The organism is Kitasatospora sp. NPDC051853 (genome assembly GCF_044452665.1).
Lineage (GTDB): Bacteria > Actinomycetota > Actinomycetes > Streptomycetales > Streptomycetaceae > Kitasatospora.
The window spans coordinates 89,180-104,809 of record NZ_JBITBY010000019.1; the positions used below are offsets into that span (position 1 = coordinate 89,180).

The window sequence follows — 15,630 nt, forward strand, 5'->3', positions numbered from 1 at the left end:
GTCGAGCGCGTTCCCGGCGGCGAACGGGCAGGCCGCCTGGCCGGGGTCACGGCACCGGCGTCAGAATGGCGCCGATGACCCAGGACACGGTACGCCCCGCACCAGCCGTCGCGCCCGCGCCCCACCCCGAGTGGTCGCTGGTGTTGCCCGTGAAGCGGCTCACCCTGGCCAAGAGCCGGCTCGGCCCGTTCGCCGGGGAGCGCAGGACGGCGCTCGCGCTCGCCTTCGCGCTGGACACCGCGGCCGCCGCGCTGGCCTGCCCGGCGGTGGCCCGGGTCCTGGTGGTCACCACCGACCCGGCGGCGGGGGCCGAACTCACCCGCCTCGGCGCCCTGGTGGTCACCGGCGAACCCGGCGGCGGCCTCAACCCCGCCCTGGCGCACGGCGCTTCGCACGCCCGCCGGATCGCCCCGCACTCCCCCGTCGCCGCGCTCTCCGCCGACCTGCCCGCCCTGCGGCCCGCCGAGCTCTCCGCGGTCCTGGCGGCCGCCGCCGCCCACCCCGGCCACAGCTTCCTGGCCGACTCCCCCGGCCTCGGCACCACCCTGCTCGCCGCCCCGCCCGGTCTCCCCCTCGACCCCCGCTTCGGCGACGGCTCCCGCTCCCGCCACGCGGCGGCCGGCGCCGCCGAACTCACCCTCCCCGGCGTCCCCTCCGTCCGCCGCGACGTCGACACCGGCGAGGACCTCCACGAGGCCCGCACCCTCGGCCTCGGCCCGCACACCACGGCCGCGCTCGTAGTACAGGCGTACGGCAGGATGCGCGCCCAGGGGCGCGAGGAACTGCGCGAGCCGGAAGACAGCCACCCCTGAGGCCGGGGCACAGGAGCCCGTTGCACGTGAGCCCGTCCCACGGACCAACGCCACCCCGCCCCGCCACGACCCGCCTCGCTATGCTGCCCCCATGCAGGCCACCTCCTACACCTTCGACCCGGCGACCCGCAGCGGCTCCGTCCTCCTCGACGACGGCACCCCGGTCCCCTTCGACGCCGCCGCCTTCGACGCCGGCGGCCTGCGCCTGCTCCGCCCCGGCCAGCGCCTGCGCATCCGCACCGAGGGCACCGGCGAAGCCCGCCGCGTCGTCTTCCTCACCCTGCAGACCTTCCCTGACCCGGCCGAGGACCGGGGCTGACGGACGTTCAGCCCTCCAGCACCCCCACCGACACCAGGTGCGACCGCCCGCCCATCGCGAAGCTGAGCCTCAACTCGCCGTCCCGCTCCAGGCTTTCGGTCACCCGCTCGACCGCCCCCGGCCCGAGGAAGTACCGGTACGCCTCGTACTGGGTCCACCCCAGCGGCAGCACCCTGAGCGCCTCCCAGAGCGCCGCCAGGGCGTCCGGCAGGCGCGTGAAGGTGGCGGGTGCGGTGACGTCCTCGATCTCGACGGTGTAGGACGGCGACGGGCTGTTCACGACGGTCTCCCCTGCTCGTGGTCGATCTCGGCCCAGATCCCCTGGGCCTCGTCCGTGCGGTCGTGACCGAACCGGTCGGCGGTGGCCAGGAGGTCCAGGACGGCGAGCTGGGCCTCGACGCCGAGGTCGCCGGGCAGCACCACGGACACCCGCCAACCGCCCTCCCGCAGCCGGACCCTCGCCCGGGCCCCCGTGGTCACGGCCAGGCGATTGGCGAGGTCGAACACCCTGGTGGTTCGCACGCAACGACTCTCCCCGCGAGCAGCTGGTCACGCAAAGTAAATCTAAACAATTAGATTCCACCTGATGCATTAGATTGTCAACGCTGATTCACCCGCCCTGTCGAACCGGCAGGGTCGTGCCTGCCGCCCGGGAGCGTCGGATGTCACCTGCTGAGCGTCAGTACCAGCGCGTCGCCGACGACCTGCGCGCCCGCATCGGCCGCGGTGAGTGGCAGGTCGGCGAGCGGCTGCCGTCCCGCGCCAAGCTCGCGGTGGAGTACGACGTCGGCGACAACGTGCTGCAGCGGGCCCAGGAGGTGCTGATCACCGAGGGGCTGCTGACCGGCCGCGCGGGCTCCGGCACCTACGTCCGGCAGCCGGTGGCGCGGCGCCCGATGCTCCGCTCCCGGGTGGGCGCCCCGGTCTCGCTCCGCGCCCAGCTCGGGGAGACCGGCGAGGAGGGCAGCTGGGAGTCCAGCACCTCGACCAACGTCCCGGCCGGCCCGCGGATCGCCGCCCGCCTCGGGATCGACCCCGGCGCCCCGACGGTGCACACCGTCTACGAGTACCTGATCGGCGGTCAGCCGGTGCTGCTCGCCAACAGCTGGGAGCCGATGTCCGTCACCGAGGGCTCCCCGGTGATCTGCCCCGAGTACGGCCCGCTGGCCGGCCAGGGCGTGGTGCGGCGGATGGCGGCGATCGGGGTGAACGTGGAGCGCGCGGTCGAGCGCACGCGCCCGGCCCGGGCCACCGCACAACAGGCGATCCTGCTCGGCGTCTCGGCCGGTGACCTGGTGACGCTGATCGAGCGCACCCACCTGGACGCCGACGGCCGGGCCGTGGAGACCGCGGACCTGGTGATCCCGGACTCGCGCTGGGAGATCACCTACGAGCTCCCGATCCCCCGCCGGGACTCCTGAGCGGCCGGTGCCCCCGCGCACCCGCGCACGAAAGAGCCGTGGCGGCCCGCTTCCGGGGAATCCCCGGATGCGAGCCGCCACGGCTCACGGCAGTTGACCCGCCGTCGGCTGACCCTCCGCCAGGAATTACTTGGCGGTGGAGCGGCGCGAGGTGGTCTTGCGCGCGGTGGTCTTCTTCGCCGGCGCGGTCTTCTTCGCGGTCGCGGTGGTCTTCTTGGCCGCGGCGGTGGTCTTCTTCGCCGGGGTGGCCTTGGCCGCGGTGGTCTTCTTGGCCGGGGCGGCCTTCTTGGCGGCGGCCGTCTTGGAGGCGACCGTCTTGGTGGCGACCGTCTTGGAGGCGGCGGCCTTGGTGGCGGCAGCCGTCTTCTTGACCGCGGTGGCCTTCTTGGCGGCCGTGGCGGTGGTCTTCTTGGCCACGGTCTTCTTGGCCGGAGCCGCGGCGGCGGCCGTGGTCTTCTTGGCGGCGGTGCGCTTGGCCGGAGCGGCGGCAGCGGCGGTGGTGGCGCGCTTGGTGGCGGCGCGCTTGACCGCGGCGGTGGTGCCGGTCTTGCCCGGGGTGAGGGAACCCTTGGGGGCCTTCTTCACCGACGGACCGTCCTTCGGCAGCTTCTTGCTGCCGGCGACGAGGTCCTTGAAGCCCTGGCCCGGGCGGAAGCGCGGGACGGCCGTCTTCTTGACCTTGACGCGCTCGCCGGTCTGCGGGTTGCGGGCGAACCGCGCGGAGCGGTCCACCTTCTCGAAGGTGCCGAAGCCGGTGACCGACACGCGGTCACCCGCCACGACGGCACGCACCATGGTGTCGAGCACTGCGTCGACGGCCTCTGCGGCAGCCTTGCGACCGCCCAGCTGCTCGGCCACCGCTTCGACAAGCTGAGCCTTGTTCACGTCTTCCCCTTCGGAAACGGGCGCCGGATGATTCCATCCGTTCTTTTCGCACGTTAGGTATGTATCTGCGGAGTTTCAATTACCAAACGCGCGAATCACCCTAGTGTCGCAATGGATTTGCGCGTTCGGCGCCTCATCCGAGCGGCGGGTGCCCCTCGTCGAGGTCTTGGACAAAGCGCGCCAACCTCCTTGCCGCCCCCGGGAGATCACGCTTGGCGGTCTCGGTGACGATCAAGAGCTGACGAGTGAGAGCGGTCTTTGCCTCGGTTGACACGTTCAGCGCATGAACGCGGTCGTGTGCCAGCTTCAACCGCTCTGCCACCAGTGCGTACAGCGCGGTGACTTCCGGGGTCTCCATCCCCTCCGAGGTGGCGGGTTCGCCATCCCCGTACGGAGGTTCATGGTGCCGGTGCATGCAACGATTGTGCCATCTGTGCGGAGTTGCGCTGCGCGGGGGTTTATCCGGAGCCCAACTCGGTCCCGGAACAGACGGATGGCCCACCCCTGGAGAGGGGTGGGCCATCCGGTGGAGCGTCAGGTTTCGAACCCTCAGGCGACCGGCAGGGTACGCGGCTTGAAGGAGGGTCGGGTCGCCTCGAACTCGGCGATGTCGCCTTCGTTCTGGAGCGTGATGCTGATGTCGTCCAGGCCGTTGAGGAGGCGCCAGCGGACGTTGTCGTCCAACTCGAAGGAGGCGGTCACGCCCTCGGCGCGGACCTCGCGGGCCTCCAGGTCGACGGTGATCTCGGCGGTCGGGTCGGCCTCGGTCAGCGCCCAGAGCCGGTCCACCGTCTCCTGCGGCAGGACCACGGTGAGCAGGCCGTTCTTCAGCGAGTTGCCCCGGAAGATGTCGGCGAAGCGGGAGGAGATGACGGCCTGGAAACCGTAGTTCTGCAGCGCCCAGACCGCATGCTCACGGGAGGAGCCGGTGCCGAACTCGGGGCCGGCCACCAGCACCGTGGCGCCCTGACGCTCCGGCAGGTTGAGGACGAAGGACTCGTCCTTGCGCCAGGCCTCGAACAGCCCGTCCTCGAAGCCGGAACGGGTGACCTTCTTCAGCCAGTGCGCCGGGATGATCTGGTCGGTGTCGACGTTGCTGCGGCGCAGCGGGACGGCCCGGCCGGTGTGCGTGGTGAACTTCTCCATGGCGCTCAGACCTCCACAGAAGCGCGGTCGGACAGGTCGGCCGGGGCGGCCAGGCGGCCCAGCACGGCGGTCGCGGCGGCGACCTGCGGGGAGACCAGGTGGGTACGGCCGCCCTTGCCCTGACGGCCCTCGAAGTTGCGGTTCGAGGTGGAGGCGCAGCGCTCGCCGGGCGCCAGCTGGTCGGGGTTCATGCCCAGGCACATCGAGCACCCGGCGTGGCGCCACTCGGCACCGGCCGCGGTGAAGACCTTGTCCAGGCCCTCCTCGACCGCCTGCAGCGCGACCCGGACGGAGCCGGGGACGACCAGCATCCTTACCCCGTCGGCGATCTGACGGCCGTCCAGGATCGCCGCGGCGGCCCGCAGGTCCTCGATCCGGCCGTTGGTGCAGGAGCCGACGAAGACGGCGTCCACCGAGACCTCGCGCAGCGGGGTGCCGGCCTCCAGGCCCATGTACTTCAGGGCGTTCTCGGCGGCGGTCCGCTCCTGCGGGTCCTCGAAGTCCTCCGGGTTCGGCACGTTGGCGCCCAGCGGCGCGCCCTGGCCCGGGTTGGTGCCCCAGGTGACGAACGGGGTCAGCGCGGCGGCGTCGATGAACACCTCGGCGTCGAAGACCGCGTCCTCGTCGGTGGCCAGGGTGGACCAGTACTCCACCGCGGCGTCCCAGTCGGCGCCCTTGGGGGCGTGCGGACGGCCCTCCAGGTAGTCGAAGGTGGTGCGGTCCGGGGCGATCATGCCCGCCCGGGCGCCGGCCTCGATCGACATGTTGCAGATGGTCATCCGGGCCTCCATGGAGAGGCTGCGGATCGCCGAGCCGCGGTACTCCAGGACGTAGCCCTGGCCGCCGCCGGTGCCGATCTTGGTGATGATGGCCAGGATCAGGTCCTTGGCGGTGACGCCCTCGGGCAGCTCGCCCTCGACCGTGATCGCCATGGTCTTGAACGGGGCCAGCGGCAGCGTCTGGGTGGCCAGCACGTGCTCGACCTGGCTGGTGCCGATGCCGAACGCCAGCGCGCCGAAGGCGCCGTGGGTCGAGGTGTGCGAGTCGCCGCAGACCACGGTGGTGCCCGGCTGGGTCAGGCCCAGCTGCGGGCCGACCACGTGCACCACGCCCTGCTCGACGTCGCCCAGCGAGTGGATGCGGACGCCGAACTCCTCGGCGTTCCTCCGCAGCGTCTCCAGCTGGACCCGGGAGACCGGGTCGGCGATCGGCTTGTCGATGTCCAGCGTCGGGGTGTTGTGGTCCTCGGTGGCGATCGTGAGATCCGTCCGGCGGACCTTGCGACCGGCCAGCCGGAGGCCGTCGAAGGCCTGCGGGCTGGTCACCTCGTGGAGCAGGTGCAGGTCGATGTAGAGCAGGTCGGGCTCGCCCTCCGCGCGCCGGACGACGTGGTCGTCCCAGACCTTCTCCGCAAGTGTCCGTCCCATCGGATTCCCTCCAGCCGGCCGCGTTGCCGGCCGCTCGTCTCTGTTGTCCAGGATGTGGACAGCCTGGTAAGGCTGGATCCTGGGTGTCTTCCGGGCTGCTCCACCAAGAGTGGCGCGTTTCTCGGGAAATTGAACTTGCGTCTCGCGGACTGAGACTGCAGTCTTAGGGCATGGACAACACTAGCGGCGTCGGCGTTCTCGACAAGGCCGCTCTGGTGCTGAGCGCACTGGAGTCGGGCCCCGCCACGTTGGCGGGGCTGGTCGCCGCCACCGGTCTGGCGCGCCCCACGGCCCACCGTCTCGCCGTCGCACTCGAACACCACCGCCTGGTCACCAGGGACATGCAGGGCCGGTTCATCCTCGGCCCCCGGCTCGCCGAACTCTCCGCCGCGGCGGGCGAGGACCGCCTGCTCGCCACCGCCGGGCCGGTGCTCACGCACCTGCGCGACGTCACCGGCGAGAGCGCCCAGCTCTACCGCCGCCAGGGCGAGATGCGGATCTGCGTGGCCGCCGCCGAGCGGCTGTCCGGTCTGCGGGACACCGTCCCGGTCGGCTCCACGCTGCCGATGAAGGCCGGCTCCGCCGCCCAGGTCCTGCTGGCCTGGGAGGAGCCCGAGCGCCTGCACCGCGGCCTCCAGGGCGCCCGGTTCACCGCGACGGCGCTGAGCGGCGTCCGGCGCCGCGGCTGGGCCCAGTCCATCGGCGAGCGGGAGCCCGGCGTCGCCTCGGTCTCCGCGCCCGTACGCGGCCCCTCCAACCGCGTGGTGGCCGCCGTCTCGGTCTCCGGCCCGATCGAGCGCCTGACCCGCCACCCCGGCCGCCTGCACGCCCAGGCCATCATCGAGGCGGCCAACCGCCTCACCGAGGCCCTCCGCAGAGGCTGACCACCGACATCCGTCCGAAATGCAGAACGGCCCCTCCGGGGGCCGTTCTCCTTTTCCGCGCCACCTGCGCGGGAAATGCAAAAAAGCCCCGGATTTCCGGGGCTTCCTACTGGCTGGGGTACCAGGACTCGAACCTAGACTAAATGAACCAGAATCACTCGTGCTGCCAATTACACCATACCCCAACAAAGCGACGGGCCAGTGGGCTCTGAAAGCCCACCGGCCTTTCGCTCTGGTACCCCCGACCGGATTCGAACCGGCGCTACTGCCGTGAGAGGGCAGCGTGCTAGGCCGCTACACAACGGGGGCAAGCTGGCGATCCTGTGCTTCGTCCGTGCCGGGGTTGCGAACTCGTCCGACGGGGACAGTGGAGAGGATCTGGTACCCCCGACCGGATTCGAACCGGCGCTACTGCCGTGAGAGGGCAGCGTGCTAGGCCGCTACACAACGGGGGCTTGTTCTTTTGTGGTGCGTACCCCCGACCGGATTCGAACCGGCGCTACTGCCGTGAGAGGGCAGCGTGCTAGGCCGCTACACAACGGGGGCTTGTACTGCTGGGTCTTGCTCGTACTGCGCTGGGGTACCAGGACTCGAACCTAGACTAAATGAACCAGAATCACTCGTGCTGCCAATTACACCATACCCCACCAGAGTTGAGCCCCTGACGGGGTTTCACTCGGCGTTGCGACCGCTTGGTTGCTTCCTGACGAGGCTTCTGGTCCCTCGCCCTGTCCCTCCCGGGCGGCGCAGAAAGAACATTACCCGACTCCCGGCCCTGCTCCAAAATCCATAACCGCAGGCAGGGTGCCGGGGGGCTGCGCGGCTGGTCACGCAGCCCCCCGGCACGGGCCGGTCAGGCCTGCGGGACGGCCTCCAGGGCGGCCCCCAGACGGCGCAGCGTCTCCTCGCGGCCCAGCAGCTCCATCGACTCGAAGAGCGGCGGGGAGACCCGGCGGCCGGTGACCGCGACGCGCAGCGGGGTGAAGGCGAACTTGGGCTTGATGCCCAGGCCGTCCACCAGGGCCTCGCGCAGGGCGGCCTGGATCGGGTCGGGGGTGAAGTCGGCCAGTGCGGTCAGCGCGGCGATGCTGGCCGCCAGGACCGGGCGGGCGTCGGCGGTCAGCACCTTGGCCGCGTCCTCCGGGTCGAGGGCGAAGTCGGCCGGGTCGACGAAGAGGAAGCCGGCCATGGTGACGATCTCGGAGAGCACCACCATCCGCTCCTGGGTGAGCGGGGCCACCTTCGCCAGCAGGTCGAGCTGGGCGGGGGTGGGCTCGGCCGGGAGCAGGCCGGGGGCCTGGAGGTACGGCACCAGGCGGCGGACGAAGTCCTCCGGGGCCAGCTCGCGCAGGTGGTGCGCGTTGATCGCCTCGCACTTCTTGAGGTCGAAGCGGGCCGGGTTGGAGTTCACCTTGGCGATGTCGAAGTTGGCGACCAGCTCGTCCATCGAGAACAGGTCCCGGTCCTCGGCCAGCGACCAGCCCAGCAGGGACAGGTAGTTGAGCAGCCCCTCGGGGAGGAAGCCGCGCTCCCGGTAGAGGTTGAGGCTGGCCTGCGGGTCGCGCTTGGAGAGCTTCTTGTTGCCCTCCCCCATCACGTACGGGAGGTGGCCGAAGCGCGGGGTGGTGCCGTTGCCGACGCCGATCTCGGCCAGGGCGGCGTAGAGGGCGATCTGACGGGGCGTCGAGGAGAGCAGGTCCTCGCCGCGCAGCACGTGGGTGATGCCCATCAGGGCGTCGTCCACCGGGTTGACCAGGGTGTAGAGCGGGGCGCCGTTGGCCCGGACGATGCCGTAGTCGGGCACGTTCTCGGGCTCGAAGCTGAGGGTGCCGCGGACCAGGTCGTCGAAGGCGATGGTGTGGTCGGGCATCCGGAAGCGGACGATCGGCCGGCGGCCCTCCTGGCGGTACACCTCGACCTGGTCGGCCGTCAGCTCGCGGCAGTGGCCGTCGTAGCCGGAGGGCTTGCCGGCCGCGCGGGCCGCCTCGCGGCGGGCGTCCAGCTCCTCGGTGGAGCAGTAGCAGCGGTAGGCCTTGCCGGCCACCAGCAGCTTGGTGGCGACGTCGGCGTAGACGTCCATCCGCTGGGACTGCCGGTACGGGGCGTGCGGGCCGCCGACCTCGGGGCCCTCGTCCCAGTCGAAGCCGAGCCAGCGCATGGCGTCCAGCAGCTGCTCGTACGACTCCTCGGAGTCGCGGGCCGCGTCGGTGTCCTCGATCCGGAAGACCAGGGTGCCGCCGTGGTGGCGGGCGAAGGCCCAGTTGAAGAGGGCGGTGCGGACCAGGCCGACGTGCGGGTTGCCGGTCGGGGAGGGGCAGAAGCGGACCCGGACGGTCGGGTCCAGGACGGTGTCAGCCACGCTTGACCACCTTGTTGGAGAGGGTGCCGATGCCCTCGACGGTGACGGCGACCTCGTCGCCGATCTCGATCGGGCCGACGCCGGCCGGGGTGCCGGTGAGGATGACGTCGCCGGGGAGCAGGGTCATCGCCTCGGAGATGTGCGCGATCAGCTCGGCGATCGAACGGACCATCAGGGAGGTCCGGCCGGTCTGCCGGAGCTCGCCGTTGACGGTGCAGGTGATCGCCAGGTCGCTCGGGTCGAGGTCGGTCTCGATCCACGGGCCGAGCGGGCAGGCGGTGTCGAAGCCCTTGGCGCGGGCCCACTGGCCCTCGCGCTGCTGGACGTCGCGGGCGGTCACGTCGTTGGCACAGGTGTAGCCGAAGATCACCTCGTTGACCCGGTCCACCGGGACCTCGCGGCCCATCCGGCCGATCACGACGGCGAGTTCGGCCTCGTGCTGGACGTCGGAGGAGAACGGCGGGTAGGCGATCGCCTCGGTGGGGCCGATCACCGAGGTGGACGGCTTGAAGAAGGTCAGCGGGACGTCCGGGACCTCGTGGCCCAGCTCGGCCGCGTGCGCCGCGTAGTTGCGGCCGACCGCGACCACCTTGTTGGGGAGGATCGGGGAGAGCAGGCGGATGTCCTGCATCCGGTAGCTCTCGCCGCTCAGTTGGAGCGACACGATCGGGTGGCCGGCCAGGGCGTGCACCACCAGGGTTTCGGGCTGGGCGGGATCGCCCTCGACCACACCGAAGGAGACGCTGCCGGCGGCAGGGCTTCCTTCCCGGACGGAGAACCTGGCAATGCGCACGGTGGAGAGCCTCTCGGTCGGTCGGGCACCGGCCTGACCGGGCCCTGTCTGGAACGGCTCCCAGGATATGACGCGAGGGGCGCCGAACCGCCGGACGGCGGGCCGACGCCCCTCGGGCGTGAGAGTTCGTCAGTCCTGCGGGCGGCGCGGGGCCGGCGCGGTCATCAGGACGGTGCGGCGCGGGTTCGCGGTGCTGGCGGGCAGCTCGGTGGCGTACTCGACCGCGCGGTCGGCCGGGGAGCCGAGCAGCTGGCCGAAGTCGGCGACCGAGGCCAGCGTGGTCCGGCGCGGGTTGGCGGTCGAGCCGTTCGGGAGCTGGGACATTGCGTCACACCTTGGGTTCGGGGCCGATCCGAGGAGTCGGCGGGGGTGATTCCGGGCAGGCTGACGCCTGGCACAGCGCACAAGGGTAGACGGTCGCCCTCGAGAAGAGCTGATCTTCTTCCACAGGCGCCGTGATCTTAGCTATACATTCCGCTGTGATTTTGCTCACAAATTAGCGGGAAAATGCCGCATCATGGACATTTCACAGCGGCGCGAACATCGTCCCAAAGCCGATATCTCGGACATTTCGGGAGCTCCTCCGCATCGCGCCATCGGGGGCTGACTTGGCATGTATCGGGCGAGTGTCCGAAAAGCGCCGTATTCCCGGCCTGTTACCGCACAGTCAGTGAGACGGTGCGCGCGCTGGGTGGTCTAGGACACCGACAGGTAACGCCCCTTGTTGGAGTTCCCCCGCTGTGCTGGAATGCGACGGAAAAACTCGACACCGCCCCTGACCGTGCCAGCGGGAAGGGGCGCCCGGTCCAGAGGTTGCGACGCCAGTGCAGGGACGTTTCAAGAGGGGCAGCGGCGCCGCGGGAGACCCGGAGTCGCGTGAGCCCGTGGCAGGCCCCCACCAGGCAGCGCCGCTCACGGGCCCCGGTGAGCAGATAGTCGGCGGCGGCGAGCCCGAGCCGAAGGACGGTGCCGACGGCACCGATCAGAACGAGAAGCCGAGCGGTCGCTCCCGCCTGCGCACCTCGCTGACCCGCCGCCGGGCCACCGGTCTGAGCCGGTTCGCCATGCGCAACTGGAAGATCCGCACGCGCCTGATCGCGCTGCTGCTGCTCCCCGTGGTGGTCGCCCTGGCGCTCGGCGGCCTGCGCGTGCAGTCCTCCTTGGAGAACTCGCGCCAGCTCTCCCAGATGGCGAACCTGGCCGACCTGGCCCGCAAGGCCACCGACCTGGCCAACGCCCTGCAGAGCGAGCGCGACCTCAGCGCCGGCCCGCTGACCAACGGCGGCCCCGAGCGCGCGAAGGACGACGACGTCGCCAACGCCCGCAAGGTCTCGGACACCCTGAGCAAGGCCTTCGCGGCCAGCGCGGACAACTTCGACGACCTCGACCTCGCCGGTGGCAAGGCCCTGCTGCTCCAGGTCCGCCGTGACCTCAACCAGCTCTCCGAGGCCCGCAGCAACGCCTACACGGACCACAAGAACATCCAGGCGACGATCACCAACTACGACGTGATCATCAAGAACCTGCTCTCCATCACGCAGGACATCGCGATCGCGTCGAACTCGACCGAGCTGGTCAAGATCACCCGTGCGCTCTACCAGTTCTCGCTGGCCAAGGAGAACACCTCGATGCAGCGCGCGCTGATCAGCGCGGCGCTCGCCAACCCGACCGGGCCGGACCTGTCCTCCTCCGACGAGACCTTCGGCATCCGCCTGAAGACCTCCGAGGACAACGCCCTCACCAACTTCACCGCCATCTACGGCGACTCCGAGGCGCAGGTGCTGCGCCAGGGCCTGACCCGCAACCAGGAGATCGCCAACGCGGACCGGTACAGCAAGGCCGTCCTCAACCCGAACGGCATCAAGCAGACCGAGACCCGCAACTACAAGGACTGGTACGACAGCGCCACGGCGAAGATCACCGCCGAGCAGAAGATCGAGAAGAAGCTGCTCGAGGACCTCGACGGCCGGGCCGGCGACCTCCAGGACGAGGCCGACACCCAGGCGCTGGTCAACGGCGCGCTGATCGCCCTGGTGCTCATCGTCGCCATCGCCGGCGCGGCCCTGGTGGCCCGCTCGATGGTGCGCTCGCTGACCCGTCTGCAGGTCGCCGCCGAGGACGTCGCCGAGCGGCGGCTGCCCGAGCTGGTCAAGACGCTCTCCGAGAGCGACCCGCACGACGTCGACGTCACCGTCGAGCCGGTCGGCGTCGACTCGGCCGACGAGATCGGCCACGTGGCGCACGCCTTCGACATGGTGCACCGCGAGGCCGTCCGCCTCGCCGCCGAGCAGGCGCTGCTCCGAGGCAACATCAACGCGATGTTCACCAACCTCTCGCGCCGCAGCCAGGGCCTGATCCAGCGTCAGCTCTCGCTCATCTCCGAGCTGGAGAGCCGCGAGGCGGACCCGGACCAGCTGGCCTCGCTGTTCAAGCTCGACCACCTCGCCACCCGCATGCGCCGCAACGGCGAGAACCTCCTCGTCCTCGCGGGCGAGGACCCGGGCCGCCGTTGGACCCGTCCCGTCCCGCTGGTCGACGTGCTCCGCGCCGCCGCCTCCGAGGTGGAGCAGTACGAGCGCATCGAGCTGGCCTCGGTGCCGTCGGCCGAGGTGGCCGGCCGCGTCGTCAACGACCTCGTCCACCTGCTCGCCGAGCTGCTCGAGAACGCGACCTCGTTCTCCAGCCCGCAGACCCGCGTCCGGGTGACCGGCCACGCGCTGCCGGACGGCCGGGTGCTGATCGAGATCCACGACACCGGCATCGGCCTCTCCCCCGACGACCTCGCGGACATCAACGAGCGCCTCGCCAACCCCCCGGTGGTGGACGTCTCGGTCTCCCGCCGCATGGGCCTCTTCGTGGTCGGCCGCCTGTCCCTGCGACACGGCATCCGCATCCAGCTGCGCCCCAGCGACTCCGGCGGCACCACCGCCCTCGTCATGCTCCCGCTCGACGTCACCACCTCCGGCGACCGCCGGGGCGGCGGCCGTCCGGGCGGGCCGGGCAAGGCGCCGCAGCGCGGGGTCGGTCCGACGCCGCGTCAGCAGGGCCGTCCCGGTGCCGCCGAGGCGCTGGCCGGCCGTGGCGCGGCCGCGCTCGGCCAGGGCCCGCAGGGCCGCCCCGGCGGTGCTCCGGCCGGCCGGCCGCAGCTCGGCCAGGGTCCGCAGGGCGGTGGCCGTCCGGGTGCCCCGGCCGGTGCGCCCGGTGGCTCCCCCAACCTCTTCGGCGGCCCCGCCGCCGGTGCCCCGGCGGGCGGCCTGCCCACCCGCGACTCGGGCCAGTCCCTCCGGGAGAACCCGGCCGAGGGCCTGATGCCGCGCCGTACCCCGGGTGCCTCCGGTGCCCCGGGTGCCGGTGCGCCGGGTCAGGGTGCGCCCGGCCAGGGTGGTCCGGGTGCGGGTCTGCCCCGCCGCGGGCCGGGCCAGGGTCAGCCCCAGGGCCAGCCGCAGCCGGGCTTCGGCCAGGAGCGTCCGCGCCCCGAGCCGGCCGCCCAGGGTGCCGAGGGCTGGAACGACCAGCCGCAGCACGGCCGGGCCGGCCACCCCGAGGCCGGACGCCGTCCGCAGCCGCAGGGCCGTCCGTTCGGTCCGGGCCAGCCGCAGGCGCCCGCCCCGCAGCAGGACCGGCCGCAGCAGCCGCAGTCCTTCCAGCCGCAGGGCCAGCCGCAGGCTCCGGCCCCGCTGGAGGCACCGGCCGAGTCCACCGCGCAGTTCGCCCGGCCGCGCTTCGAGGCCAGCGAGATCGACCCGCGTGACCCGCTGGGCCTCGGTCTGGTCGAGCCGGTGCTGCCGAGCGTGCCCAACCCGGTGCCGCAGCAGCAGGCCTTCCAGCCGCAGGGCCAGCAGCAGCCGCAGCAGGTGGCCCCGCAGGCCCAGCCGATGGCGCTGCCGACCGGCCCGGGTCTCGACGACACCGTGCAGTGGCAGCGGCCCGAGGACGGCTTCGGCGCCCCGGCCCCGCAGCGGACGCCCCGTCAGCAGCCCGGCCCCGGCCAGGAGTTGCCGGGCCGCGGCCAGGAGGGCCGTCCGGGCGGCTACCAGCCGCAGCGCCCCGGCACCTCCGCTCCGGGCTTCGCCGAGCAGGCCCGGCCCGCCCAGCGGCCCGAGGCCCCGCAGGCTCCGGCCCAGGCCCAGGCCCAGGCCCCGCAGGCTCAGGCGCCGCAGCAGGCCCCGCAGCAGCAGGCCCCGGCTCAGCCCCGGCCCGCCCAGCAGCAGCCGCCGCAGGGCCGGCCGCAGCCCGGCCAGCCCGGCCCGGGCCAGGACGGCCAGGGTGACGCGCCGTGGCGCCCGTCCGCCAACGACGAGCGCTGGCGGCGCGCGGAGCAGGTCCGCGAGCCCTCGACCGACGGGCTGACCATGTCCGGCCTCCCCCGCCGGACCCCGCAGGCCAACCTGGTCTCCGGCACCGCCGAGGCGTCGCCGCTGACCGGCCCGCAGGTCTCCCGCAGCCCCGAGGAGGTGCGCGGCCGGCTGACCAACCTGCGCCGCGGCATCCAGCAGGGCCGCCAGGCCGGCGCCGACGCGGCCTCGCAGGGCGGCGGCATGCCGACCCGTCCGCCGCGCTTCGACGGCTTCGGCCCGCAGGGGCACGGCGCGCAGGACAACCCCGGTTACGGCTCGAACCAGCAGGAGCGTTGAGTTGACCCAGATGAGCCAGGCCGCACAGAACCTGAACTGGCTGATCACCAGCTTCGTGGACAGCACCCCTGGGGTGTCCCACACCGTGGTGGTCTCCGCCGACGGGCTCCTGCTCGCCATGTCCGAGGGCTTCCCCCGCGACCGCGCCGACCAGCTCGCCGCCGTCGCCTCGGGCCTCACCTCCCTCACCTCCGGCGCCAGCCGGATCTTCGAGGGCGGCGAGGTCAACCAGACCGTCGTGGAGATGGAGCGCGGCTTCCTCTTCCTGATGGCCATCAGCGACGGATCTTCCCTCGCCGTACTCGCGGCCCCCGACTCCGACATCGGTCTCGTGGGCTACGAGATGGCTCTCCTGGTGGACCGCGCCGGAGCCGTTCTCACCCCCGCGCTCCGCGCCGAACTCCAGGGCAGCCTGCTGCACTGACGGACCGCCAACCCGAAGAGCAGCAACTGACCAGAGCATCCAGGAGGACCCTCATGACCCCGCCCCCGACACCCGGCGGCTCCTACGGCAGCAGCGGGTACGGCAGCGGCTACGGCGGCCAGTCCGACGGGTACGAGCAGCAGCCGCTGGTCCGCCCGTACGCGATGACCGGCGGCCGCACCCGCCCGCGGTACCAGCTGGCGATCGAGGCCCTGATCTCCACCACCACGGCCGCCGAGCGCACCGGCGGCCTGCTGCCGGAGCACGCCCGCATCGTCAACCTGTGCCGGGACGTCAAGTCCGTGGCGGAGATCTCCGCGCTGGCCGGTGTGCCGCTCGGGGTCGCCCGCATCCTGGTCGCCGACCTGGCCGAGGCCGGTCTCGTCGCCATCCACCAGCCCGCCGCCGCCGGAGAGTCGGGCGGAACGCCGGACGTCACGCTGCTCGAAAGGGTCCTCAGTGGACTTCGCAAGCTCTAACGCGGCCGCCCCCAGCCGCGCCACCACCTCCGCGAAGATCGTCGTCG

At 72.1% G+C, this 15,630-nt stretch carries 16 protein-coding genes and 5 tRNA genes; 7 read left to right on the forward strand and 14 right to left on the reverse strand.

All coding sequences use genetic code 11. From position 1 onward, the window contains the following. Window positions 1–74: 74 nt before the first annotated feature. Both cofC and ACIA8O_RS37840 read left to right on the forward strand, forming a co-directional pair. Window positions 75–812 carry a 2-phospho-L-lactate guanylyltransferase gene (gene cofC, locus ACIA8O_RS37835; protein ID WP_396298609.1) on the forward strand — a complete coding sequence of 246 codons (738 nt, stop codon included), beginning with the start codon at window positions 75–77 and terminating at the stop codon, window positions 810–812. 91 nt (window positions 813–903) lie between these two features. Continuing rightward, window positions 904–1,131 (forward strand): hypothetical protein, encoded by a 228-nt coding sequence (locus ACIA8O_RS37840; RefSeq protein WP_396298610.1) that lies wholly within the window; start codon window positions 904–906, stop codon window positions 1,129–1,131. A 7-nt stretch (window positions 1,132–1,138) separates the two neighbouring features. Here the strand turns inward: ACIA8O_RS37840 and ACIA8O_RS37845 are convergent, their stop codons facing one another. Together ACIA8O_RS37845 and ACIA8O_RS37850 are read right to left on the reverse strand one after the other, a co-directional pair. Continuing rightward, window positions 1,139–1,411, reverse strand: coding sequence for a hypothetical protein (locus ACIA8O_RS37845; RefSeq protein WP_396298611.1), 273 nt, complete (start codon window positions 1,409–1,411; stop codon window positions 1,139–1,141). Continuing rightward, complete coding sequence (locus ACIA8O_RS37850; protein ID WP_396298612.1) at window positions 1,408–1,653, reverse strand: hypothetical protein; 246 nt, start codon at window positions 1,651–1,653, stop codon at window positions 1,408–1,410. Before ACIA8O_RS37850 ends, ACIA8O_RS37845 begins: the two co-directional genes overlap by 4 nt. Window positions 1,654–1,793: 140 nt before the next feature. On the opposite strand from ACIA8O_RS37850, the gene ACIA8O_RS37855 reads away from it, so the two are divergent. Further along, a complete protein-coding gene (locus tag ACIA8O_RS37855) occupies window positions 1,794–2,552 on the forward strand; it encodes a GntR family transcriptional regulator (protein WP_396298613.1) in 759 nt (252 codons plus the stop codon). A gap of 126 nt (window positions 2,553–2,678) precedes the next feature. On the opposite strand, the gene ACIA8O_RS37860 is transcribed toward ACIA8O_RS37855, so the two are convergent. From ACIA8O_RS37860 to leuC, 4 genes are all read right to left on the reverse strand, one after another. Continuing rightward, complete coding sequence (locus ACIA8O_RS37860; RefSeq protein WP_396298614.1) at window positions 2,679–3,437, reverse strand: HU family DNA-binding protein; 759 nt, start codon at window positions 3,435–3,437, stop codon at window positions 2,679–2,681. 133 nt (window positions 3,438–3,570) lie between these two features. Further along, complete coding sequence (locus ACIA8O_RS37865; RefSeq protein WP_396298615.1) at window positions 3,571–3,852, reverse strand: hypothetical protein; 282 nt, start codon at window positions 3,850–3,852, stop codon at window positions 3,571–3,573. Between the two features lie 134 nt (window positions 3,853–3,986). Beyond that, complete coding sequence (gene leuD / locus ACIA8O_RS37870; RefSeq protein ID WP_396298616.1) at window positions 3,987–4,583, reverse strand: 3-isopropylmalate dehydratase small subunit; 597 nt, start codon at window positions 4,581–4,583, stop codon at window positions 3,987–3,989. A gap of 5 nt (window positions 4,584–4,588) precedes the next feature. Continuing rightward, the gene (leuC, locus tag ACIA8O_RS37875) at window positions 4,589–6,010 is read right to left on the reverse strand and encodes a 3-isopropylmalate dehydratase large subunit (protein ID WP_396298617.1); all 1,422 of its coding nucleotides are present in this window, start codon (window positions 6,008–6,010) and stop codon (window positions 4,589–4,591) included. 170 nt (window positions 6,011–6,180) lie between these two features. On the opposite strand from leuC, the gene ndgR reads away from it, so the two are divergent. Beyond that, on the forward strand, window positions 6,181–6,894 hold the full coding sequence (gene ndgR, locus ACIA8O_RS37880; RefSeq protein WP_030275730.1) for an IclR family transcriptional regulator NdgR: 714 nt from the start codon (window positions 6,181–6,183) through the stop codon (window positions 6,892–6,894). Window positions 6,895–7,004: 110 nt separating this feature from the next. Here the strand turns inward: ndgR and ACIA8O_RS37885 are convergent. From ACIA8O_RS37885 to ACIA8O_RS37920, 8 genes are all read right to left on the reverse strand, one after another. Then, a tRNA-Gln gene (locus tag ACIA8O_RS37885) sits at window positions 7,005–7,079 on the reverse strand. 48 nt (window positions 7,080–7,127) lie between these two features. Further along, a tRNA-Glu gene (locus ACIA8O_RS37890) sits at window positions 7,128–7,203 on the reverse strand. A 70-nt stretch (window positions 7,204–7,273) separates the two neighbouring features. Beyond that, a tRNA-Glu gene (locus ACIA8O_RS37895) sits at window positions 7,274–7,349 on the reverse strand. Between the two features lie 18 nt (window positions 7,350–7,367). Then, a tRNA-Glu gene (locus ACIA8O_RS37900) sits at window positions 7,368–7,440 on the reverse strand. Between the two features lie 29 nt (window positions 7,441–7,469). Further along, window positions 7,470–7,541: transfer RNA gene (locus ACIA8O_RS37905), tRNA-Gln, on the reverse strand. A 206-nt stretch (window positions 7,542–7,747) separates the two neighbouring features. After that, complete coding sequence (gene gltX / locus ACIA8O_RS37910) at window positions 7,748–9,253, reverse strand: glutamate--tRNA ligase (protein ID WP_396298618.1); 1,506 nt, start codon at window positions 9,251–9,253, stop codon at window positions 7,748–7,750. Beyond that, window positions 9,246–10,046: a fumarylacetoacetate hydrolase family protein gene (locus ACIA8O_RS37915; RefSeq protein ID WP_396298619.1), complete on the reverse strand. Its 801-nt coding sequence runs from the start codon at window positions 10,044–10,046 to the stop codon at window positions 9,246–9,248. Before ACIA8O_RS37915 ends, gltX begins: the two co-directional genes overlap by 8 nt. A 129-nt stretch (window positions 10,047–10,175) precedes the next feature. Next, the gene (locus ACIA8O_RS37920; RefSeq protein WP_396298620.1) at window positions 10,176–10,370 is read right to left on the reverse strand and encodes a hypothetical protein; all 195 of its coding nucleotides are present in this window, start codon (window positions 10,368–10,370) and stop codon (window positions 10,176–10,178) included. A 560-nt stretch (window positions 10,371–10,930) separates the two neighbouring features. Here ACIA8O_RS37920 and ACIA8O_RS37925 point away from each other — a divergent pair. The 3 genes from ACIA8O_RS37925 to ACIA8O_RS37935 are packed head-to-tail and all read left to right on the forward strand — an operon-like array spanning window position 10,931 to window position 15,583. Continuing rightward, the gene (locus ACIA8O_RS37925; RefSeq protein ID WP_396298621.1) at window positions 10,931–14,680 is read left to right on the forward strand and encodes a nitrate- and nitrite sensing domain-containing protein; all 3,750 of its coding nucleotides are present in this window, start codon (window positions 10,931–10,933) and stop codon (window positions 14,678–14,680) included. A gap of 10 nt (window positions 14,681–14,690) precedes the next feature. After that, entirely contained in the window at window positions 14,691–15,104 is a 414-nt protein-coding gene (locus ACIA8O_RS37930) for a roadblock/LC7 domain-containing protein (RefSeq protein ID WP_345289569.1), read from the forward strand. 53 nt (window positions 15,105–15,157) lie between these two features. Continuing rightward, the gene (locus ACIA8O_RS37935) at window positions 15,158–15,583 is read left to right on the forward strand and encodes a DUF742 domain-containing protein (protein WP_396298622.1); all 426 of its coding nucleotides are present in this window, start codon (window positions 15,158–15,160) and stop codon (window positions 15,581–15,583) included. The last annotated feature ends 47 nt before the right edge of the window (window positions 15,584–15,630 follow it).